Below are 20,481 nucleotides of genomic sequence, written 5' to 3'. Positions count from 1 at the left end.
ATCTTACATCCCTATTTTAATGAACTTTTGCTAACTTTAAAACTTAGCGCTTCTCCGTTGGCGGGTGCAAATATAGATACCTTTTCCCACTTAACAAGCAATTTTTAAACCTTTTTTTTAAAATATCTATTAATACGTTATTATATAATTAGTTACACCCGAAAGTTTTTCTAACCAATCAAAACAATACCTACTCTTTTACTCTAAACACCCGATTTAACTATTCCCTTTAATACTAATAGTGACTTAGGTACTATATATAGTAGCAAATCGCGTTAGGGGTTAAAGCGGCATCCTTTTGTTTTTGACTTGCGATAGCATCTCAAGAACAAAAGATATAGCGGAAAGCCCGACATTTAGTGTTATTAAGCATAAGCGAAAATAACCTTTAAATGGAACGCCCACATTAATAAAGGTGTTTTTTAGAAATACGTTATATATAATGTAGGTAATTGCCTTTTATAAAATATTATTTAGAACAGTGTTGTTTGATTCGTTTGGTACTTATCAAATTTGGTATAATCTAGCGGATGGAGTGTTTTATCTTTTAAATACAGTTTTCTTGCCAGCTTAAATTGTGTATTTATTTGCTCTGCTATTTTTCCTTCTCCTCTCATTCTACCCCCATAACGTGAATCATTCAACGAGCCTTTATGCGTGTCTTCTATTTGATGCAGTATTTTGTTTGCTCTATCTGGGTAGGTTTTTCTTACCCAATTGGCAAAAATTTCCCCTATCGCTCCATTCAAACGTACTATTGTATATGCAACTGATGTTGCTCCTAACTCACTTACTTTTTTTACTAATGGTAATATTTCATGACTATTGATTGAAGGTATAATTGGCGCCATCATAACATTAACTGGAATATTATTTTCCGCTAGCGTCTTAACTGTTTCTAATCTTTTTTCGATTGTTGCTGTTCTTGGCTCTACTACTCTTCTTGTTTCTTCTAACAACGATGTGATTGATATATTCACTCTCACTAAATTCATAGCTGCCATTTTTTTTAAGATATCTAAATCACGAAGTATTAGTGCATTTTTTGTTATCATACTTGCTGGATGCTTTAACTTTAACAGCACTTGTAGCATTTTTCGTGTGATTTCAAGCTTCTTTTCTATTGGTTGGTAACAGTCTGTATTTCCTGAAAACATAATATTTTGGGGTTGCCAATTACGACTTCGCAGTTTTTTCTCTAATAGTTCTGGTGCATTTGTTTTATACAGTATTTTACGTTCAAAATCTAATCCTGCTGAATACCCCCAATATTCATGCGTGTTACGTGCATAGCAATATATACATCCATGCTCACAGCCTTGGTATGGGTTCATTGAATATGAAAATCCAATGTCTGGACTTTTTACTTTATTTAAAATTGTTTTGGGATAAATTTCTAAATAGGTTGTTTTATTATTATCTGCTGATTCATTTTCAGCTTCGCAATAATTTAAAAAGTCATCTAACACCTCGTGTTTATGTTGTATAAATTTATTGTGCGTGTTGTGTTGTGCACCACGCCCTTTAATATAGGCCATAATCATATCTAAATAAAATATTATAAAATTGTCTTTAGAATGACTTTATCGAGAACAGGTTCGTATAAACTTCTCGATAGAATTTCGATAGAGTAACGAAATCATCCGAAGTGACTTTGTAAAGTTACTTTAAAATAAAATGATTTATTTAACAATAGGTAAAATTGTTATAAACAAAAAACACCATTTTAAAAAATGATGCTTTTGATTTTAAATTCTCCTTGTTTTATTCATTAACCAAAAATCAGCGAGTACTAGGGCTGTTAATGCCTCTACAATAGGCACTGCTCTTGGTACTACACAAGGGTCGTGTCTTCCTTTTCCGTGTATCTCAGTGGCTTCTCCTTTTGAGTTTGTTGTTGCTTGATTTTGCATTATTGTTGCTACGGGTTTGAATGCTACTCGAAAATAGATATCCATTCCGTTAGAAATTCCTCCTTGAATTCCTCCTGACAAGTTAGTTTGTGTTGTTCCATCTGGATTAAAAATATCATTATGCTCAGAACCTTGCATTTTTGCTCCACAGAAACCACTTCCAAACTCAAATCCTTTTACAGCGTTTATAGATAACATGGCTTTTCCTAACTCTGCATGTAATTTATGAAAAATAGGTTCTCCTAAACCAACAGGTACATTTTGTGCTACACATGTTATTGTTCCTCCAACAGTATCACCTGCTTTACGTATTTCATGAATTTTAGCAATCATCTTTTGTGCTGATACTTCATCAGGACAACGGACAATGTTACTTTCAATTTTAGAAAAGTCTAAATCTTGATATGGCTTTACCATAAAAACGTCTCCTACTGATGATGTAAATGCATTTATATTAATGTGATTGATTAATTGCTTTGCTAGCGCTCCTGCCACAACCCAATTGGCTGTTTCTCTTGCTGATGTTCGTCCACCACCTCTATGATCTCTAATTCCGTATTTTTTATCATACGTGTAATCGGCATGTGAAGGACGGTACACATCTGTATTATGGTTATAATCTTTACTTTTTTGATTTGTATTCTTTATTGCAAAACCTATTGAGGCTCCTGTAGTCACTCCATCAAAAATACCCGACAAAAACTCAACTGTATCTGGTTCTTTACGCTGTGTTACTATTTTAGATTGCCCTGGCTTACGACGATCTAATTCTTGCTGAATAGCATCAAAATTAACTTTTACTCCTGCAGGGAATCCATCAATCACACCTCCAATTGCTATTCCATGAGATTCACCAAATGTAGTTAACTTTAAAATATTTCCGAATGAATTAAACATACCTTACTATTTAATAAGACGAAGGTAGAATTTATTTACTAAAAACGATAATTTTCATTCTTATAATTATCGATTAATCCATTACCTCATCCTATTATGTATTCAGTTTATTTTTTTATTTAAATTTTTTAAAATTTTATTTCACACCAAACTTATTGATAGCAAAAGCATTACGCTTCACAACACTTTTAAAGCTTAAATTTTATTAAAAAAAGTATCAAAAAACTTTTTTAGAATTGAAAAAAGGTCATATATTTGCACCCGCAATCAGGAAATATATCTGATGAGGCACTCAGGAGAAATGGCAGAGTGGTCGAATGCGGCGGTCTTGAAAACCGTTGTCTGTAACAGGACCGGGGGTTCGAATCCCTCTTTCTCCGCAAGTCCGAAGCGAAAGCTTCGGATTTTTTTTTAGGGGATTAAAGAAAAAAAGCTTACAAATTTGTAAGCTTTTTTTATTTTACAATTATCACGCCTAAAAATAACATTACACAAAAAATTAAGTGTAACAAGAACAAACTATGTAAAGCATACCTAAAAGACTGTACACTTTGTTTCAAATTATAAATAACTTTAGAAGTTTAAATAGGTTAACTTACTTCTTCTCAAATATGTCACGAGTATGATATATAGACCTAAAGTTTAAGGCTATTTAGATTACACTTAAAACATATTTAGAGAGAACATCTCATTTACCTATGAGATACTTGTAGAAAGCGTGAGCAAGGACATTACCGAACTATTAAAAATTAAGTATTGGAAAACACCTTTTGTTATCCACCTTAAGAAAAACTAAATAATATATTCTAAGAGAAACTATTATATAAATTTATAACAACACGAAAAAACTGCCCACCTATATACTACATAAAGGTTAGACAGTTTATTAAATAATGTACATAATAGCACTAAATTTTACACTAGAATAACAAAATAATAGTTAAAAATTAAACTTACTATCCATAAAAGTATATAGCTTATAAGCCAAGCTTCCTATGATACCTCCATTAACAAAACCTACCAAAATATCTGTAGGAAAATGTACTCCTAAGTACAATCTGCTATAGGCAAAAATCAAAGGAAAAAGAACTAGAATTTTTATATATCTTACATACTTCTTTAAAAGAAGAATTATAAACACTGTAACTACTGTAGAAGTGGTTGCGTGACCTGAAACAAAACTATAACTTTGAGGCCTAATTAGCGTTCTTAAAACATCTTTTATTTCTGGGTCATTATTAGGACGTAATCTCTCAAAAACTCCTCTTATGAAATTTGTGAATTGGTCTGAAAAGGTTACTAAAACAGCTATAAAAACCACTGTAAATAATCCTTTTTTCCACCCAAACTGTTTAAACACTAAAAACAGCAGAAAAGCAAACAAAGGTGTCCAAGTAAATTGATTGGTTATTGTTAACCAAAAACTATCCCATTGCTCATTTCCTAAGCTATTAAGATAAATTAAAAGCTCTTTATCTTTTTGTATAATATTTTCTATCACGATTACTTTCCTACTTTTAATACTTCTATTTCAAAAATTAAATCCGATTTTGGAGGTATCGGTCCTACTCTACGGTCTCCATATCCTAGATAAGAAGGTATAAACAATCGTACTTTATCTCCTTCTCTCATTGTTCTCACTCCTTCTTTCCAACCTGCTATTAATGGAAAGTTTTCGTCATCTACAGTAAAAACAAAAGCTTCTCCTTTATCTAAACTAGAGTCTATTTTTCTTCCATCTGCTAAATACAGCGTATAATGCGCTGTTGTTGGTAATGCTGGATTTACTTTTTTTCCACTTCCTTTTTGTAATGACAAAATTTTCAAACCAGAATCAGTTGTAATTGCATCATTAATTCCTTGTTCTTCTTGATACTTTTGTTTTAACTCTTCTAGCTTTTTCTTTCTCTCTTCTTCTTTCTTTTCAACGTTTGCTAATTCATTTTCAAAAACTACTGGAGCATCAAACTTAGCCGCCTCTTCTCCTATTCTTAAAATTTCTATCTGTTTTATATAGTCATTTTTCTGAATGGTATCTACTACTGACTGACCTTGCAAAACACGACCAAAAACCGAATGTCCACCATCTAACCAAGGTGTTGCTTTGTGTGTAATAAAAAATTGACTAGAATTGGTAACTGGTCTTGAGTAGTTTGCCATAGACAACACCCCTGGTCCGTCGTGCTTATACAACAGTTTTCCTTCTTCATCCATTGGGAATTCATCGGCAAATGTATAACCCGCATCACCAGCACCTGTTCCTGTTCTATCCCCTCCTTGTATCATAAAATCTTTAATAACCCTATGAAACTTCGTTCCATCATAAAACGGTGTTCCTTTTAACGAATCTATCATTTTAGGATGTGTTCCTTCACTCAAGGCTACAAAATTCGCTACTGTCATTGGAACTTTATCATAAAAAAACTTTACTAAGATATCTCCTCTGTTTGTTTGGATATCTGCATACAACCCGTTTTCTAAATTAGGGTATTTCGCTGATTTACATGATACAAACATTATCAATACAACAAATACAATTTTAAATAATTTCATTTATTTCGTTTTTATTTTCTCATATAAACAATTAATTAGGTTAACAACAAGTGCTAACCTAATTAATTATCAACTATTTAAGTTTTATTTATTTTATCTCTAATAACTCTACTTCAAAAACTAAAGCTGAAAAAGGCTTAATATGTTGTCCTCTTTGTTGCGCTCCATAGGCTAATTCTTGAGGAATAAAGAATTTATATTTTGCTCCTGGCTTCATTAACTGTAAACCTTCTGTCCATCCTTTAATTACTTGTCCTACTCCAAATTCAGTTGGTTCACCTCTTTCTACTGAGCTATCAAACACAGTTCCATCAATTAAAGTTCCATGATAATGAACTTTTACTCTAGAGTTTGCTGTTGGAACTTCGCCTTCTCCTTCTTTTAAAACTACATACTGTAAACCACTCTCTGTAGTTTTTACTCCTTCTTTAGCTTTATTTGTTGCTAAAAACTCTTCTCCTGCTTTTTTGTTATCTCCAAATTCAGCTTCTGCTTTTTTAGCTTGCTCTTCTTGCATTTGTTTCATTTTTTCTTGTTGCTTCTTTTGAAAAAATGCTCTTAAAATATTGTTTATATCTTTTGACTCTACTAATAGGTTTGTAGAATCCATACCATTTTTAAAACCTTGCACAAATAAATCCTGATCCATATCATCAAAATTCATTTTTATTTTATTAGCCATATCTAAGCCTAAAGCGTAGCTTACAGAGTCTACTTCTGTTGCTAATGAACTTTTTTGTTTAAACTGACCGTTACTGCATGAAACAATTGATAAACCTACAACTGTAGCTGCTAAAATGTTGGTTAATTTCATTCTTCTATTTTTGATTTTATATCGATTAATGTTACTGTACTTTGTATTGGCTGATTTACAGCTATTTTATTTCCATCTCCAGTAACTCCAAAAGCTCTGTATGATGGAATGACAAATGTAATAGTTTCTCCTTTTTTCATCAACTTTATTCCATCTTGTAATGCAGGAATAAAATCTTCTTTATCTACTTTGTAACTTCTCTCCTTTGTTTCATAAAGAACATCTCCATTTAGACTTACTATATTGTAAGACAACATAACTAAATCTTCAAACTTCGGAGAACTTGAGTTTAATGTATCTTTAGTAATATATGTATACCAAAAACCGTTAGGTGAAGTTTTATATTCTTTAAGAGTATCTTTAGCCACCCATTCTTCTAAACGTTTTTTTTCTAAAGCGTTTAGTTTCTTATTCTCTTTAAGAACTTCTTTATAAAAATTTGTTGTACCGTGTTGCTTTGGTCTTCTTGCTTGCGGCTCTTTACAAGACACTATAAGTATAGCTGTAAAAACAAAAAGTATTATTTTATGCTTCATACGATTTTTCTAACTCTTGTTGGTATGTAGGTAATAACGACTTAAATCTTGCTATCGTATTTTCCAAGCTATCATCACTTCTACCTCCGGCTGCATTATCATGTCCTCCTCCATTAAAATAATTACGTGCAAACTGGTTTACAGAGAATTTTCCTTTTGAACGAAAAGATATTTTCACAATTCCTTGTTCTTCATCTTCAATAAAAATGGCAGCAAATACAATTCCTTTCAAAGATAATGCATAGTTTACTACCCCTTCAGTATCTCCTTTTTCGTAATTAAATTTTCTCTTTTCTTCCTCAGTAAGTGTTATAAATGCTGTTTTATATTCTGGTAAAACTTTCATATTACTAAGTGCTTGCCCTAACAACAATAATCTATTGTAAGAGTTTGCATCGTGTACATTACTGTGAATCTTATCATTTTCAGCTCCTTTATCTATTAAATTTGCTATAATTCTATGAGTGGTACTTGTTGTAGATCTAAAACGGAAAGAACCTGTATCGGTCATAATACCCGTATATAAGCAAGTTGCTATATTTTTATCTATTAACTCTACATCTCCCATCATTTCAATAAAGTTGTATACCATTTGACAAGTTGAAGACATGGAAGTATCTGAATACATATACATGAAGTCGTCTGGTTGTTGATGGTGATCTATTAAAGCAAAATCGTTTTCGTATTGCTCTAAAGTGTTTTGCATATCACTTCCTACTCTATGTAACGCATTAAAGTCTAGTAAGAAAACAATGTTAGACTTCGCTAAAGCTTTGACAGATTGGTTGTTTTGACGATCAAAACGCTTAACAGTTTTTGACCCAGGAACCCAATGCAAAAAATCAGGATATTCGTTTGGCATTAACACTTGTGCCGTATGTCCTTTTTTGTCTAAATAATGTTTTAAACCTAGTGTTGAACCAATTGCATCTCCATCTGGGTTTCTATGCCCAATTATTACAATATTCCTAGGTTTAGATAAGAACTCTTTTAATTCTGTAAAATGCTTTAAAATCATAAGTGGCGAAGATACAAATTAATGCTATATTAACCTTTTTATGTATTGCTTTTTGTTTCTTTGCTATAAAATTAAAACTTAATGAAATCTACTAAATTTATTACCCTATTAACCTTTTTGCTAAGTATCCCTTTTCTATCTTTTAGTCAAGATACATTTTCCATTGCTTTTGGATCTTGTAATAACCAAAAACTTAACAATCCTTTTTGGGAAAACATTCTATCACTTCAACCTGATGTATGGATTTGGGGTGGAGATAATATTTATGCAGATACTAATAACATGCGTAAAATGAAACGTATGTATAAAAGTCAAAAAAAGGTTAAAGGATATAAAGAACTAACTACCAAAGTTCCAATTCTTGCTACATGGGATGATCATGATTATGGTAAAAATGATGCAGGTGTAGAATTTGAAATGAAAGACGAAAGTCAACAATTATTTTTAGATTTTTTAGATGTCCCTAAAGATTCTCCTAGAAGAAAACAACGAGGCGTTTACCACTCTAAAACTTTCAACACAAAAGATGGTAGTGTTAAAATTATTGTTTTAGATACTCGCTATTTTAGAACTTCACTTACTAGAGGTACTAACGGACAACGTTTTCAACCTAACAAATATAACGAAGGTACTGTTTTAGGCGATACACAATGGAAATGGCTTACAAATGAACTTACAAACTCTACTGCTACTTTTACTATAATTGTAAGCAGTATTCAAATCTTATCAAAAGAACATGGTTTTGAAAAATGGGGTAACTTTCCTCATGAAGTAGCTAATTTATTCAGTTTAATTAAAAAAGCTAAAAACACCAACGTAATTCTTCTTTCTGGAGATAGACATATTTCTGAGTTTTCTAAAACAACTATTGAAGGACTTGCTTATCCTCTTATAGATTTCACTTCAAGTGGGTTAACACATGCTTATTCTTCATTTTCTTCAGAAGAAAACAACTTCAGAATAGGAAATGTTGTAAATTCTTTAAGCTATGGAACGTTGCTTTTAGATTTAAAAACTAAAAAAGTAACCTTTCAAATGCGTGGTAAAAACAAATCTATCTTACAAGAAATCAACCAAGTATACCCTTAACTTGCTAATAACATTAAAAAGTGTATTTTTGCGCCGATTTATGCAAAGTTTGCATAATCAACAACAATTAAGAAATTTATCATATACTGATATTTATTACATTTAATAATGGCAACAAATAGAACTTTTACAATGATTAAACCAGATGCTGTTGAAAACGGACATACTGGTGCAATTTTAGAAAAAATTAATGCTGCAGGTTTCAGAATCGTAGCTATGAAAAAAACACAAATGACGAAGCGTGATGCTGAGACTTTTTACGGGGTACACAGCGAGCGTCCTTTCTTTGGTGAGTTAGTTGAGTTTATGACTCGCGGACCAATCATCGCTGCGATCTTAGAAAAAGACAACGCTGTTGAAGATTTTAGAACTTTAATTGGTGCTACAAACCCAGCTGAAGCTGCTGAAGGAACTATCCGTCAGTTATATGCTACTTCTATTGGAGAAAATGCAGTACACGGTTCTGATTCTGATGAAAACGCAGCTATAGAAGGAGCTTTCCACTTTTCTGGTAGAGAAATGTTTTAATCTTTAATTTAGATTACTGAATTTATAGATATTATAAAGGCTCGCTACAGTTTTGTAGCGAGTTTTTTTTAAATCTTTCTCTAATTATTTTCCCTTTACTAAGCAAAATGCATCCTTTTAGCTAATTTAAATTAGCTTATTTAGGGTTTATAAATTCAGACTGATATTTTTCTAAAAACTTCTTCTGCCTATCTTCCATTTGTTTCATTATTTTATCTATCTCCATAAATTCTCTACCAAAATTACTTTTAAAAAAGTCATTACTAAAATAATGTTTACTAAAAAGAGAGTCTTCAGAAAAGACATCTTCAAATCCTTGCGTTTGAAATTCTGAAAAGTTTGTAAAAAATTTAGATTTAAATGATTTTAACAAACTATCTCTGTCAATAGAAGAAAGATTTGTTTCATTATTGTTAAGCGACCAGGTATAAATACTGTCATACCGTATCAAGTTTCCATTTTCATCAAACTCTTTATCAACTTTCCAACTTCCTTTAGGTTGTTTTTCTATACGCTCAACACTTTCTTTTTGTCTGTGTTTTTGACCATTGCAACTAATAGTTAACAAAGCCAAGACCATACATAACATATACTTTCTCATCATTTTTAATTTTTTGTTAAACAATTCGTAAACTCAATAAGGTTAATTAAACTTCTACACCTTATATAAACCTCCTGTTTCTGGTGACTTCACTAAATTGTTTTGATGAAATATTTTTGATTTTCGTTCACCTTCTTTATACCAAACACACTCTAAATAAGTATCATTATTATTCACCCCTAATAAGGCATCCTTCTTTAGGATATATTTGAGCACTTCCATCTTTGGAGTTTTATTACTACCTTTTAATCTCACCCAATCTCCTGATTTAAATTTTCTAGGCATATGATTGTATATTAAATTAATAGGAAAATATTTATAAAGAAGGCTGATAATTCAGCCTCCTTACCTCCTTTAAGGATAAAAAATCATTATGAAATTTTAATTGTTCTTGCTGGTTTTTGTTTTGCTTCATCTTTTTTAGGTAAAAAGATGTTTAAGATACCATCCTTGTAGCTAGCATTAATCTTATCATCATTCACGCTTTCTGGTAGCGTAAATGTTCTTTTAAACGAAGAATATCCAAACTCTCTACGAGTATAGTTTTCTTGTTTTTCTTCATTTGTTTCTTTTATTTCTGTGCTAATAGATAATATTTGATTATCAATATTTATATGAAAATCAGATTTGCTTAAACCAGGAACAGCCATTTCTACAATATAACTATCTGCTGTTTCTTTAATATTTACTTTAGGTAAAGTAATTCCTGTATTAAAGTTTGATGTAAACACAGCTGGAAGATCTCTATTAAACACATCATCTAGCCAACTAGACAAGTTAGGGAAGTTTACGTTTGAATTAGTGCTTGTTAAACTTCCGTTTTTAGGAACATTAATTAAATTGCTCATAATTACAAAATTTTAATTAAACATTATTTCAAATATGAAACCTTAAGTGATTTCAATCACCTATTTTGCAAATAATAAGCCAAAATAAAAAACGACACAACTTCTTTTATTTACTTTTAATTTTATTTAACATACGACTGTTATTTTTACAGTCACCTATTATTTTTTATTAAAAAAAGGTCATTTTGTCATATTAAAAACTTGTCAACGCACTAAAAAACAGACACTTAGTTGATTTTAAATTTTCATTATAAAAACTTTTCTTCTAAGGATGTTAAAATGCGATTATATTATCTAGTTTTGCCTTCCGATAAAAAGCAAAAAAACAATTCTACAACTTAAAATTAAAAAAAATGGCAAAAGATCAAGATCCAAAAGAAGCAATTCAACAAACAAAAAAAGTAGTATCAGGTGGTATAGTTGGCTGGCTAACAAAATTATTCTTAGGTAAAAGTTTTGTTGATGAAACAAACGATATACTTGAAGCTTCTGAAGCTCAAATTGATTTAGTTGGTAAACAACAAAGATTAATTACAGAAGGAATACCTGCCAAGGCTAAAGTTTCTTTAGTACAAGATACAGGATCGTTAGTTAATTTTGATCCTATTATTCTGTTAAGCCTTCATGTTGAATCAGCTTCTGGTGAAGAATTTGATATCAGTACCACAACGCACGTATCTAAACTATCTATACCTAAAGTTGGAGAAATAATTAATATCAAGTATGATCCTAATGAAAAATCATCAATTGTTATTATTTAACTTCAACTTACTAAAGAAACCTAATAAAACTCGTTACAATCATGTAACGAGTTTTTACTATTGCAAAAGCTTATTTTAGTAACTTATTACACACTGCTATTAAAGCAGATTTTACTTTTACCCTAGCAATAATTCGGTCATAAAGCTCTCTACACTCTTTATTGTACTTACATATTGATGAGGAAAGCTCAACGAAACTCGCTGATGGTTTCGTTGCCTTGAGGAAAGCTCAGCGAAGCTCGCTGATGGTTTCGTTGCCTTGAGGAAAGCTCAACGAAGCTCGCTGATGGTTTCGTTGTGTTGAGGAAAGCTCAGCGTGACGCGCTGATGGTTTCGTTGTCTTGAGGAAAGACCAGCGTGACGCGCTGACGGCTTCGTTGCCTTGAGGAAAGCTCAGCGTGACGCGCTGACGGCTTCGTTGTGTTGAGAAAAGCTCAGCGTGACGCGCTGATGGTTTCGTTGGGGAGTATTCAATAAAGTGTGTCAACAGCTATATATAGCACCGTTGCTACTCCGTAAAACATCTTTTATCCCCTAAATAACTTAGCTTATGGAATCCCGTAAGAAAATTAAATTAATATTAGTAAGTTCGTAAAAGTATAAACAAACATAAAATACAACTATAAACCTACCAAAACAGGTGTATAACGATGTATTTTACATCTATATAAACAAGTTGTGGCAAATTTGAAATAACATTATGCAAATAGAAGAAATAACATTAAAAAATTTTAGATGCTTTAACGAAATAAGCATAAATACATCCGACATAACCTTACTTACAGGAGCAAACAGTAGTGGGAAAAGCTCGCTGATGTATGGGGTTTTAGGTGCAATTCAATCTCGAGAATTTCCTTTTCAATTTTCACCAAATGGGAAATATATTAAAATGGGAGATTATGCAGAAATTGTTCATAACCACGACAATAATTTGGATATAGAGATTGGTTTTAAATTTAAAAAAGGAGAAAAAATTGAAACTATCAATACTATATGGAGAGCTGATAAAACAAATAATTTACCTGTTTTAAAGTCATTGTCAGCTTCATCAGATTATTATAGTTTGGAAATAATAAAAATTAAAAAATATGACTTGAAATTCAAGTATTTTCCTGAAAATGATCCAAATTACAATTATAGAAATCCTGATTTTTTAAATAAAATATTTAAAAGTTTTGACAAAGTTTTTTCAGAGATAGAAAAAGATGATAAAAAAGGTAAAGATGAAAAGTCTGCAGATGAAATACTTAAAAGATATAGTAATCAAAAGAATGAAATTGAATTCAAATTCACTAACATAAGTGAATTAGAAGGTGTAGTAAAAAGTAAGGGAAATTTTTATTTAGATACCACTTTGAGCACAATTAGCAAAGTGTTTACAACTTTTGATGATGGCACAAATTACATAAGTTCCTTTAGACTTTACCCAGAAAGAACATATTATGAAACATCAAAACTCAACCTTAAGGTTGGGAAGTTTGGAGAAAATTATGAAGACCAAATAATCGCTTGGGAAGGTAAAAATGACCCAAAATACAAAGAGCTATTGTCTACAATGAAAGAGATTGGGTTATTTTATGAAATTAAAACAAAAAGATTAGATGGAGGTAGATTTGAAATCCTAATTCGTAATAAAAAGGATGGTATTTGGTCTGCTCTCTCTGATGTCGGATTTGGAATAAGTCAATTTCTACCAATAATTGTAGCTGATTTACAACTTGGTAAAAAATCCACATTATTTATAGCACAGCCAGAAATACATTTACACCCAAAAATTCAAGCCCAATTTGCGGATTATATAATATCACAAATAAAGAACAGCGAAAAGAGATATGTTATAGAAACGCATAGTGAATATCTAATAAATAGACTACGACTTGCTGTTACTGAAGAAAAAATATCTGAAAATCAAGTAAACACATATTATATTGAAAATAATGGTCAGAAAACTAAAAAATATGAACTGAATTTTTTAAAAAATGGTCAGATTAAAGGTGCACCAAAAGGTTTCTTTGACACCTATATGTTAGATGTTATGAACATTGCAATATCCGCTAACTAATGAAAGATATTTTTATTGATAATAACATTGCAAAGAACTTTGTTAATCCGGCTGATGAAAATTATAAAGAACTAATTAAATGGTTGTTAGAATATAATAATGATAAGGATAATGATGCATATTTAGTGACTTCTAATTTATTACTAAAGGAGTATTTAAGCTCTTCAAGAGATTGTTCTAAATCTACTTCTATACCAGTAATAATTTCTACTATGACTGCTCAAGGTAGGCTGTTAAAATTTAGCAACCAAAACATAAAAGAATTTATTACAGAAAATTTCACCAAAAAAATTCATAAGAGTTTAAGGTCGAACGAACAAGACCATACTCACATTGCAACAATTTTAATGTCAGAAAGAAAATATGCTATATCGATAGATGAAAATTTTAATCAAGATTTAAAAGATTTTCCTGGTCAAGAAGTAACAGTTGTTAAGCGACCTGAAGAATTAGATTACAAATAAAAACTTGCCACAACAATGGCTATAAGTAATTGCTTGGTCTCGCCTATTTCTGAAAATCCTCGCGGATTTTCAGTTTGGTGTGTACTTGCAAAGTTAAGTGCTAGGCCACGCAACTACTCATAGCCGAGACCGTTTCCAAGTCTTATAGATTGGAAAAAATTAAAATCATCTGAGAGAAAACGAAAATGGAATAACCTTAGTATGAAGCAACGAATGACAATTTCAACTCTTGCTGGGTTTGGATATGAAGGGAGAGGAATTAACTTAGACAATATATCTCACTTTTCTAGATTAAGAGAAGCTTGTATGAGTAAATGGAAAATAAACTTATACAGTGTGTTCTGGAGTGATTTAGGAAACGGAAAACGTTGGCTTTGTAATGTTTTTGTTGGTGATGCTATTTATTTATACGGTTTAAATAACTTTACTTCATCAAATAATCATTATTATGACCCAGAACAAATCTATATGGGTAAATCTTCTTTAAGAAAAAGAAAAAATTATAAAGATGTTAAAGTTGGAGATATTGTTGTTTTTGGAAAAGGACATGTAGAAATTATTACAAGTATTCAAAAATATTGGGTTGCTGATGATGGGTTTTGCTCTATCGGCGCAGGCAGAGGTAGGGGTAGATCTTATATGGGAAGTATAGAATGTGATGGGGTATTAACACTTTCAGGAAAAAGAGAACTAAATAATAGCAATCACACATACTTTTATATATAGAATGCGAAAATTTTATTTTTTATCTTGTTTGTCTAATTTTCTAATACTGCTTTTAGTTGGACAGTTTGTTTTTCCTTTAATCGAAGGAATAGTTAGTAATCACATAAAAAAATTTACCGAAATCAGTTGTTACGTAAATTATAGTTACTATTTCTATTTTTTTGTGTTTTGGTGGCTTGCACCACTTTCAATACTTTTAATAAAAAATTACTTAAAACATTTATTACTTTTTATTACAATAAATATATTATTAGCGGTCATAATTTTAATAAGCTCTTTTAAATATGGTTTTGAAATAATTTTATATGACCTACTGTTATTTATAGTGCCAAGTATGGTAATTTCTATTTCGGTTTATTATTCTCAAATGATAATTGGAAAAAAACTACTACCAACAAAGTATAAGCGTAATGCGGAGTAGAGTGCTAAATACGAAAAATAGACTATTATAATCTTAAGGTTAAACAAAAGTGAAGTGCTTCTAACCTCGCACTACGCTTATACAATCACGTTAGCTATAATACATACCTTGCATTCTACACCAACATCAGTTTTTTAACAAGCTCCTCTCCTATTTCCTCATTAATCATGCGTATAATCTTATCTTTACCGTAACTTAATTCTTCTCGTAGTACCGAGGAAGACAAACGAACAATTAAGGTTCCGTTTTGTAGTTTTACTTCACTGGTATACGAAGCCACTCCTGCACCCATCAATTTTTCCCAAGCTTCGTCAATATGAATTTTTTGAAATCCTTTTTTCAACTTATTATTCTCTTGAATAAAGCTTCCCATTAAATCTTTGATTGAAAAACTATCGTTTTCTCTTTTAGCCATTTGATTTGCTTTTTGCCTTGTTTTCTTGCTACTAAGATTATAATTTAAAAATCTGATATTCTTGATTACTCTTTTTTATCACTTCCTCTGTTCTATCAGCATGGGTATCTGTAATAAAAATTTGTCCAAATTCATCACTATTCACTAAATCGACGATTTGAGCAACACGGTTTTCATCTAACTTATCAAAAATATCATCCAATAACAAAATAGGAGTTACGTTAGATTGCTTTTTAATAAACTCAAACTGTGCCAACTTTAATGCTATTAAATACGATTTTTGTTGTCCTTGTGAACCAAACTTTTTAATAGGATGTTCCTCTATTTCAAAATTTAAATCATCCTTATGAATTCCAACAGATGTATACTGCAGCATCTTATCTTTCTCTAAGTTTTGTTGCAACAAAACTTCTAAAGACACCTCGTGCAACTGACTTTTATAACGTAAATTTACCTCTTCGTTTGCTCCAGAAATAATTTTATGCTTATCGTTAAAAATAGGCACAAACTCTTCTAAAAAAGCTTTTCTTTTGTTATAAATAACCGTTCCATACTCAATTAACTGCTCATCGTATACTTTTAAATTTAACGCATCAAATGTTCTATTGGCAGCAAAATACTTCAACAATGCATTTCGCTGACTCACCGTTTTAGTATACGAAATTAACGTTTGTAAATACTTTTTATCTTGTTGAGAAATTACTCCGTCAATAAATTTACGACGCGTTTCGCTTCCTTCAACAATTAAATCCCTATCCGCAGGAGAAATAATCACCAACGGTAACTGCCCTATATGTTCAGAAAATTTTTCGTAGGCTTTTCCATTGCGTTTCAATACTTTTTTCTGACCTCTTTTTAAGGAACAGATAATTTTTTCTTGTCGGTCGTTTAACAAATAATCTCCTTCAACCATAAAAAAATCTTGACCGTGTCGAATATTCTGTCCTGCAATCGAATTGAAGTAACTTTTAGCAAATGACAGGTAATAAATTGCGTCTAACACATTGGTTTTTCCAATACCGTTATTTCCTACAAAACAGTTAATTTTCTTTTGAAAATCAAAAGTTTGAGATTCAATATTCTTAAAGTTTACCAAAGAAAGTTTTTGTAAATACATGAATGAGCCCTGTTACTAAAAGAAAGCGCAAATTATCGAAAATTTACGAAAAAACGACTTTTAAAATCCAATTAAAAAAACTATTTTTGTCGCCACTAATTTTTTAAGCAATTATGGCTACATACAAGAAAAGAGGTTACAAACCTAAGAAAGAAAAGGTTACACAAGAAGTAGAAGAAACATTTGATGAATCTCAAAGTACTACTGCTGAAGTATTTAATACTTTAGATGATACGGCGAATAAATCAGAAGAATGGATTGAAAAAAATAGCAAGCCATTATTTTACGGATTGGTAGCTGTTGCAGCTTTAATTTTAGTGTACTTAGCTTATAACAAGTTTATTGCTGAGCCAACACAACAAGAAGCTTCAAACGAATTAGCATATCCTCGTACTTTCTTTGAAAAAGCAAATACCTCTGCTGGTGCTATTGCTGATTCATTATACACTTTAGGTTTAGAAGGTGGTGATGGAAAATATGGTTTTATTGATATTGCTGATCAATTTAGTGGCACAAAAGCAGGAAACTTAGCAAACTATTATGCAGGTATTTCTTACTTAAAAATAAAAAAATACGAAGAAGCTATAGAGTATTTAAGCAGCTTTAGTTCAGATGATGAGCTATTAGGGCCTACTGCTTTAGGAGCTATTGGTGATGCTTTTGCTGATATCAATCAGCCAGAAGATGCTTTAGACTATTATCAACAGGCAGCTAATAAAAAAGACAATCAATTTACTACGCCTTTATTTTTATTCAAAGCAGCTCAAATTGCAATGGATTTAAAAGAATACAGTAAAGCTGAAAAATTATACACAACCATTAAAGAAAAATACGCTGATTCTGATCAAGGAAGAGATATTGAAAAGTATATCAACAGTGCAAAATACGCTCAATAATGGCAACAACAAATTTATCTTATTACGATAAAGCAACAATCCCAAATGCGAAGTCTTTTCGATTTGGGATTGTTGTTTCAGAATGGAATCCTGAAATCACTAAAAACCTTCATAAAGGTGCTATTGAAACTTTATTAGATTGTGGAGCTACAGAGGAAAATATTGTTTCTTGGGATGTTCCTGGTAGTTTTGAATTAGTGTACGGATGTAAAAAAATGATCGAAACACAAAAGCTAGATGCTATTATCGCCATTGGAAATGTTATCCAAGGTGAAACCAAGCATTTCGATTTTGTATGTGAAGGAGTTACTCAAGGAATTGTAGATTTAAACATTAAGTACGATGTTCCTGTAATTTTCTGTGTATTGACCGATAACACCAAACAACAATCTATTGATCGTTCAGGCGGTAAACTAGGTAACAAAGGAATTGAATGTGCAGTAGCTGCAGTTAAAATGGCAGCAATTAAAAATCAAGAACGTCCATCAAAATCATTAGGTTTTTAATTAATTCTGTTATAGTTAAATATTATTAAAAAGCGTTTAGATTGTGGAATCTAAACGCTTTTTAACTTTAATTTATACACATTTTTTGACCACCTCTCTATAATTCAGTAACTTTGGAATTCGTCTTATTTGGTGTGATTTTTGTTCCACTTAAGCTATTAAAGAAGCAACAATTTTATGGGATTTATCAAAAGAGAAAATAAAAAGTTCGATTACAAACCTCGTTATTATCAAGGAGAAGGAAATCCTTATGAGATAAAACAAAAGTTTGATGAATACAGAACTACTGTTGGAAAAAGAAAAAGTTTAAAGGGAAAGTTTAATGCTGCTTTTGACGAATTTAAAGAGTCTGGTTACAAACTGAATAAAACTATAGTTATTATAGCGTTAGTTTTAACGCTTATTTTCTTGTTTATTATCGACTTTGATCTTACAATCTTTTTCCCAAAAAATAATTAAATGTCAGATATTATACAGTTACTACCTGATCATGTTGCAAACCAAATTGCTGCTGGAGAAGTTGTGCAACGCCCTGCTTCTGTAGTAAAAGAATTGATTGAGAACTCTATTGATGCTGGTGCTACTTCTATCACCTTATTGTTAAAAGATGCTGGAAAAACTTTAATTCAAGTAATTGATGATGGTAAGGGAATGAGTGCTACGGATGCTCGTTTAAGTTTTGAACGTCATGCCACTTCAAAAATTAAAGATGCACAAGATTTATTCAACCTAAATACTAAAGGTTTTCGTGGAGAAGCTTTAGCTTCTATTGCTGCCATTGCGCATGTTGAGTTAAAAACGAAACAAGAAGATGACGAGTTAGGAACACAGATAAAAATTGAAGGTAGTGAAATAACTTCTCAAGAAGTAGTTTCAACTGCGAAAGGAACTAGTATTGCTGTTAAAAATTTATTTTTTAATATTCCTGCACGTCGTAACTTTTTAAAGTCTGACACTGTTGAAACGCGTCATATTGTTGATGAATTTCAACGTGTAGCCTTAGCACATCCTACTATTTCTTTTTTATTACATCATAACAACAACGAGGTTTATCATTTAAAAAAAAGCAACTTACGCAAACGTATTGTAGCTATTTTTGGGGCTAAAATGAACGAAAAATTAGTTCCTATTAATGAGCAAACAGATATTATAACTGTTAACGGATTTGTTGCTAAACCTGAATTCGCAAAGAAAAAACGTGGTGAACAGTTCTTTTTTGTAAATAACCGCTTTATAAAAAGTTCTTATTTAAACCACGCTGTGGTAAATGCTTTTGAAGGTTTATTAGAAAGTGGTTCCCATCCTTCTTATTTCTTGTATTTAGAGGTACCTCCTAATACAATTGATATTAACATTCACCCAACAAAGACGGAAATTAAGTTTGATAACGAAAAAGCATTATACGCTATTTTACGTGCTACTGTAAAACATAGTTTGGGGCAATATAATGTAGCTCCTGTATTGGATTTTGACAGAGATGCTACTTTAGATACTCCTTACGATTATAGCAAAAAGAGTAACTCATCTGTTCCTCCAATAACTGTTGACCCTACATTTAATCCTTTTAAAACGGAAACTAATTACAAAGAGCCGTCTAATACAAATAGCTCACCTAAAAGTAGCACAACGCACAGTTATCAATCTAACTTTAAAAAAGATACTGGAAGTTGGGAAGCTTTATATACAAATACTGAAACCATTGAGCCTATTCAGCAAGAACAACTTTTTGAATCTGAGCAAGAAACTGAAACTGGAAAAACCTTCCAAATTCAAAAAAAATACTTGTTGAGTTCTATAAAATCAGGCGTGGTATTAATTCATCAATCTTTAGCACACCAACGTGTTTTGTATGAAGAATTTTTAGAGAACATTACTGTTAAAGAAGCAAGTAGTCAACAATTGCTGTTTCCTGTAAATATTTCTTTTTCTTCATCAGATATTGAAATGATATACAGTATAAAATCTGATTTAGAGAGTGCTGGTTTTATGTTTGACGAGTTCACCAAAGAAAGTGTAGTAATTGCCGGAATTCCTACTTCAATAAGTGAAAGTCAAATCACCCTTATTTTAGAACAGTTATTAGACGATATTAAACTCGAAGTACCTGATAGTAGTTTTAGTCACTTTGACGTGATGGCAAAATCATTTGCTAAATCATTAGCTATAAAAACAGGAACTTCTTTAAGTGCAAAAGAACAAGAAAATTTAGTAAACAACTTATTCTCTTGCAAAGAACCTAATATTTCACCCTTTGGCAAACCTACATTTAAAACATTAGCTTTAAATGAAATTGATGCCATTTTTAATAAATAAAAA

General features: G+C 31.2%; 22 protein-coding genes and 1 tRNA gene. 11 read left to right on the top strand and 12 right to left on the bottom strand.

What is annotated here, in order from left to right; translation table 11 throughout:
* Positions 1-473: 473 nt before the first annotated feature.
* Both ABHQ57_RS15100 and aroC read right to left on the bottom strand, forming a co-directional pair.
* Positions 474-1,538 (bottom strand): PA0069 family radical SAM protein, encoded by a 1,065-nt coding sequence (locus tag ABHQ57_RS15100; RefSeq protein WP_167714113.1) that lies wholly within the window; start codon positions 1,536-1,538, stop codon positions 474-476.
* Between the two features lie 210 nt (positions 1,539-1,748).
* On the bottom strand, positions 1,749-2,810 hold the full coding sequence (gene aroC / locus ABHQ57_RS15095; RefSeq protein WP_167714114.1) for a chorismate synthase: 1,062 nt from the start codon (positions 2,808-2,810) through the stop codon (positions 1,749-1,751).
* Positions 2,811-3,105: 295 nt separating this feature from the next.
* Between aroC and ABHQ57_RS15090 the strand changes: the two genes are divergently transcribed.
* Positions 3,106-3,190 (top strand) — tRNA-Ser (locus ABHQ57_RS15090).
* Positions 3,191-3,750: 560 nt separating this feature from the next.
* On the opposite strand, the gene ABHQ57_RS15085 is transcribed toward ABHQ57_RS15090, so the two are convergent.
* From ABHQ57_RS15085 to ABHQ57_RS15065, 5 genes are all read right to left on the bottom strand, one after another.
* Positions 3,751-4,311, bottom strand: a complete 561-nt coding sequence (locus ABHQ57_RS15085) for a phosphatase PAP2 family protein (protein WP_231128426.1) — start codon at positions 4,309-4,311, stop codon at positions 3,751-3,753.
* Between the two features lie 2 nt (positions 4,312-4,313).
* Positions 4,314-5,363, bottom strand: coding sequence for a peptidylprolyl isomerase (locus tag ABHQ57_RS15080; protein ID WP_073184866.1), 1,050 nt, complete (start codon positions 5,361-5,363; stop codon positions 4,314-4,316).
* Positions 5,364-5,451: 88 nt separating this feature from the next.
* The gene (locus ABHQ57_RS15075) at positions 5,452-6,177 is read right to left on the bottom strand and encodes an FKBP-type peptidyl-prolyl cis-trans isomerase (RefSeq protein WP_159494562.1); all 726 of its coding nucleotides are present in this window, start codon (positions 6,175-6,177) and stop codon (positions 5,452-5,454) included.
* Positions 6,174-6,713, bottom strand: coding sequence for a gliding motility-associated peptidyl-prolyl isomerase GldI (gene gldI / locus ABHQ57_RS15070; RefSeq protein ID WP_047790442.1), 540 nt, complete (start codon positions 6,711-6,713; stop codon positions 6,174-6,176). The genes ABHQ57_RS15075 and gldI overlap by 4 nt, the downstream gene beginning before the upstream one ends.
* Positions 6,703-7,731 carry a bifunctional oligoribonuclease/PAP phosphatase NrnA gene (locus ABHQ57_RS15065; protein ID WP_047790443.1) on the bottom strand — a complete coding sequence of 343 codons (1,029 nt, stop codon included), beginning with the start codon at positions 7,729-7,731 and terminating at the stop codon, positions 6,703-6,705. Before ABHQ57_RS15065 ends, gldI begins: the two co-directional genes overlap by 11 nt.
* Before the next feature lie 81 nt (positions 7,732-7,812).
* Here ABHQ57_RS15065 and ABHQ57_RS15060 point away from each other — a divergent pair, with 81 nt between their 5' ends.
* Both ABHQ57_RS15060 and ABHQ57_RS15055 read left to right on the top strand, forming a co-directional pair.
* Positions 7,813-8,820, top strand: coding sequence for an alkaline phosphatase D family protein (locus tag ABHQ57_RS15060; RefSeq protein ID WP_167714115.1), 1,008 nt, complete (start codon positions 7,813-7,815; stop codon positions 8,818-8,820).
* Between the two features lie 108 nt (positions 8,821-8,928).
* Entirely contained in the window at positions 8,929-9,348 is a 420-nt protein-coding gene (locus tag ABHQ57_RS15055) for a nucleoside-diphosphate kinase (protein WP_028892988.1), read from the top strand.
* 136 nt (positions 9,349-9,484) lie between these two features.
* On the opposite strand, the gene ABHQ57_RS15050 is transcribed toward ABHQ57_RS15055, so the two are convergent.
* From ABHQ57_RS15050 to ABHQ57_RS15040, 3 genes are all read right to left on the bottom strand, one after another.
* The gene (locus ABHQ57_RS15050; RefSeq protein WP_231128427.1) at positions 9,485-9,952 is read right to left on the bottom strand and encodes a hypothetical protein; all 468 of its coding nucleotides are present in this window, start codon (positions 9,950-9,952) and stop codon (positions 9,485-9,487) included.
* 51 nt (positions 9,953-10,003) lie between these two features.
* Positions 10,004-10,234 carry a hypothetical protein gene (locus tag ABHQ57_RS15045; RefSeq protein ID WP_047790444.1) on the bottom strand — a complete coding sequence of 77 codons (231 nt, stop codon included), beginning with the start codon at positions 10,232-10,234 and terminating at the stop codon, positions 10,004-10,006.
* Between the two features lie 86 nt (positions 10,235-10,320).
* Positions 10,321-10,797, bottom strand: a complete 477-nt coding sequence (locus ABHQ57_RS15040) for an Hsp20/alpha crystallin family protein (RefSeq protein ID WP_047790445.1) — start codon at positions 10,795-10,797, stop codon at positions 10,321-10,323.
* A gap of 353 nt (positions 10,798-11,150) precedes the next feature.
* Here ABHQ57_RS15040 and ABHQ57_RS15035 point away from each other — a divergent pair, with 353 nt between their 5' ends.
* The 4 genes from ABHQ57_RS15035 (at position 11,151) to ABHQ57_RS15020 (ending at position 14,810) form a co-directional block, all read left to right on the top strand.
* A complete protein-coding gene (locus ABHQ57_RS15035) occupies positions 11,151-11,558 on the top strand; it encodes a hypothetical protein (protein WP_167714116.1) in 408 nt (135 codons plus the stop codon).
* Between the two features lie 700 nt (positions 11,559-12,258).
* Entirely contained in the window at positions 12,259-13,620 is a 1,362-nt protein-coding gene (locus ABHQ57_RS15030) for a DUF3696 domain-containing protein (protein ID WP_167714117.1), read from the top strand.
* Positions 13,620-14,084: a hypothetical protein gene (locus ABHQ57_RS15025; RefSeq protein WP_167714118.1), complete on the top strand. Its 465-nt coding sequence runs from the start codon at positions 13,620-13,622 to the stop codon at positions 14,082-14,084. The genes ABHQ57_RS15030 and ABHQ57_RS15025 overlap by 1 nt, the downstream gene beginning before the upstream one ends.
* A 201-nt stretch (positions 14,085-14,285) precedes the next feature.
* On the top strand, positions 14,286-14,810 hold the full coding sequence (locus ABHQ57_RS15020; protein ID WP_167714119.1) for a hypothetical protein: 525 nt from the start codon (positions 14,286-14,288) through the stop codon (positions 14,808-14,810).
* A 536-nt stretch (positions 14,811-15,346) separates the two neighbouring features.
* Here the strand turns inward: ABHQ57_RS15020 and ABHQ57_RS15015 are convergent.
* Positions 15,347-15,646, bottom strand: a complete 300-nt coding sequence (locus ABHQ57_RS15015; RefSeq protein WP_047790448.1) for a DUF721 domain-containing protein — start codon at positions 15,644-15,646, stop codon at positions 15,347-15,349.
* Positions 15,647-15,683: 37 nt separating this feature from the next.
* Positions 15,684-16,763 (bottom strand): DNA replication/repair protein RecF, encoded by a 1,080-nt coding sequence (recF, locus tag ABHQ57_RS15010; protein WP_047790449.1) that lies wholly within the window; start codon positions 16,761-16,763, stop codon positions 15,684-15,686.
* Positions 16,764-16,876: 113 nt separating this feature from the next.
* Here recF and ABHQ57_RS15005 point away from each other — a divergent pair, with 113 nt between their 5' ends.
* The 4 genes from ABHQ57_RS15005 to mutL all read left to right on the top strand — a co-directional run bounded on the left by ABHQ57_RS15005 (position 16,877) and on the right by mutL (position 20,478).
* Positions 16,877-17,659, top strand: a complete 783-nt coding sequence (locus tag ABHQ57_RS15005) for a tol-pal system YbgF family protein (RefSeq protein ID WP_073184850.1) — start codon at positions 16,877-16,879, stop codon at positions 17,657-17,659.
* Positions 17,659-18,165 (top strand): 6,7-dimethyl-8-ribityllumazine synthase, encoded by a 507-nt coding sequence (gene ribH / locus ABHQ57_RS15000; RefSeq protein WP_047790451.1) that lies wholly within the window; start codon positions 17,659-17,661, stop codon positions 18,163-18,165. The genes ABHQ57_RS15005 and ribH overlap by 1 nt, the downstream gene beginning before the upstream one ends.
* Positions 18,166-18,342: 177 nt before the next feature.
* On the top strand, positions 18,343-18,624 hold the full coding sequence (locus ABHQ57_RS14995; RefSeq protein WP_167714120.1) for a riboflavin synthase subunit beta: 282 nt from the start codon (positions 18,343-18,345) through the stop codon (positions 18,622-18,624).
* Positions 18,625-20,478, top strand: a complete 1,854-nt coding sequence (mutL, locus tag ABHQ57_RS14990; protein ID WP_167714121.1) for a DNA mismatch repair endonuclease MutL — start codon at positions 18,625-18,627, stop codon at positions 20,476-20,478.
* Positions 20,479-20,481: the final 3 nt, after the last annotated feature.

The sequence above is a fragment of the Tenacibaculum sp. ZH5_bin.1 genome (genome assembly GCF_042865525.1).
Classification (GTDB): domain Bacteria; phylum Bacteroidota; class Bacteroidia; order Flavobacteriales; family Flavobacteriaceae; genus Polaribacter; species Polaribacter mesophilus.
The sequence above is the reverse complement of the archived record's forward strand: the minus strand, read 5'-3'. Positions and strand labels throughout refer to the sequence as shown.

What these genes read in the sequence shown, in the direction of transcription:
- ABHQ57_RS15100 (WP_167714113.1), bottom strand. Translation starts at nt 1,538, where the DNA reads ATGGCCTATATTAAAGGGCGTGGTGCACAACACAACACGCACAATAAA.
- aroC (WP_167714114.1), bottom strand. Translation starts at nt 2,810, where the DNA reads ATGTTTAATTCATTCGGAAATATTTTAAAGTTAACTACATTTGGTGAA.
- ABHQ57_RS15080 (WP_073184866.1), bottom strand. Translation starts at nt 5,363, where the DNA reads ATGAAATTATTTAAAATTGTATTTGTTGTATTGATAATGTTTGTATCA.
- ABHQ57_RS15075 (WP_159494562.1), bottom strand. Translation starts at nt 6,177, where the DNA reads ATGAAATTAACCAACATTTTAGCAGCTACAGTTGTAGGTTTATCAATT.
- gldI (WP_047790442.1), bottom strand. Translation starts at nt 6,713, where the DNA reads ATGAAGCATAAAATAATACTTTTTGTTTTTACAGCTATACTTATAGTG.
- ABHQ57_RS15065 (WP_047790443.1), bottom strand. Translation starts at nt 7,731, where the DNA reads ATGATTTTAAAGCATTTTACAGAATTAAAAGAGTTCTTATCTAAACCT.
- ABHQ57_RS15060 (WP_167714115.1), top strand. Translation starts at nt 7,813, where the DNA reads ATGAAATCTACTAAATTTATTACCCTATTAACCTTTTTGCTAAGTATC.
- ABHQ57_RS15055 (WP_028892988.1), top strand. Translation starts at nt 8,929, where the DNA reads ATGGCAACAAATAGAACTTTTACAATGATTAAACCAGATGCTGTTGAA.
- ABHQ57_RS15050 (WP_231128427.1), bottom strand. Translation starts at nt 9,952, where the DNA reads ATGATGAGAAAGTATATGTTATGTATGGTCTTGGCTTTGTTAACTATT.
- ABHQ57_RS15045 (WP_047790444.1), bottom strand. Translation starts at nt 10,234, where the DNA reads ATGCCTAGAAAATTTAAATCAGGAGATTGGGTGAGATTAAAAGGTAGT.
- ABHQ57_RS15040 (WP_047790445.1), bottom strand. Translation starts at nt 10,797, where the DNA reads ATGAGCAATTTAATTAATGTTCCTAAAAACGGAAGTTTAACAAGCACT.
- ABHQ57_RS15035 (WP_167714116.1), top strand. Translation starts at nt 11,151, where the DNA reads ATGGCAAAAGATCAAGATCCAAAAGAAGCAATTCAACAAACAAAAAAA.
- ABHQ57_RS15030 (WP_167714117.1), top strand. Translation starts at nt 12,259, where the DNA reads ATGCAAATAGAAGAAATAACATTAAAAAATTTTAGATGCTTTAACGAA.
- ABHQ57_RS15025 (WP_167714118.1), top strand. Translation starts at nt 13,620, where the DNA reads ATGAAAGATATTTTTATTGATAATAACATTGCAAAGAACTTTGTTAAT.
- ABHQ57_RS15020 (WP_167714119.1), top strand. Translation starts at nt 14,286, where the DNA reads ATGAAGCAACGAATGACAATTTCAACTCTTGCTGGGTTTGGATATGAA.
- ABHQ57_RS15015 (WP_047790448.1), bottom strand. Translation starts at nt 15,646, where the DNA reads ATGGCTAAAAGAGAAAACGATAGTTTTTCAATCAAAGATTTAATGGGA.
- recF (WP_047790449.1), bottom strand. Translation starts at nt 16,763, where the DNA reads ATGTATTTACAAAAACTTTCTTTGGTAAACTTTAAGAATATTGAATCT.
- ABHQ57_RS15005 (WP_073184850.1), top strand. Translation starts at nt 16,877, where the DNA reads ATGGCTACATACAAGAAAAGAGGTTACAAACCTAAGAAAGAAAAGGTT.
- ribH (WP_047790451.1), top strand. Translation starts at nt 17,659, where the DNA reads ATGGCAACAACAAATTTATCTTATTACGATAAAGCAACAATCCCAAAT.
- ABHQ57_RS14995 (WP_167714120.1), top strand. Translation starts at nt 18,343, where the DNA reads ATGGGATTTATCAAAAGAGAAAATAAAAAGTTCGATTACAAACCTCGT.
- mutL (WP_167714121.1), top strand. Translation starts at nt 18,625, where the DNA reads ATGTCAGATATTATACAGTTACTACCTGATCATGTTGCAAACCAAATT.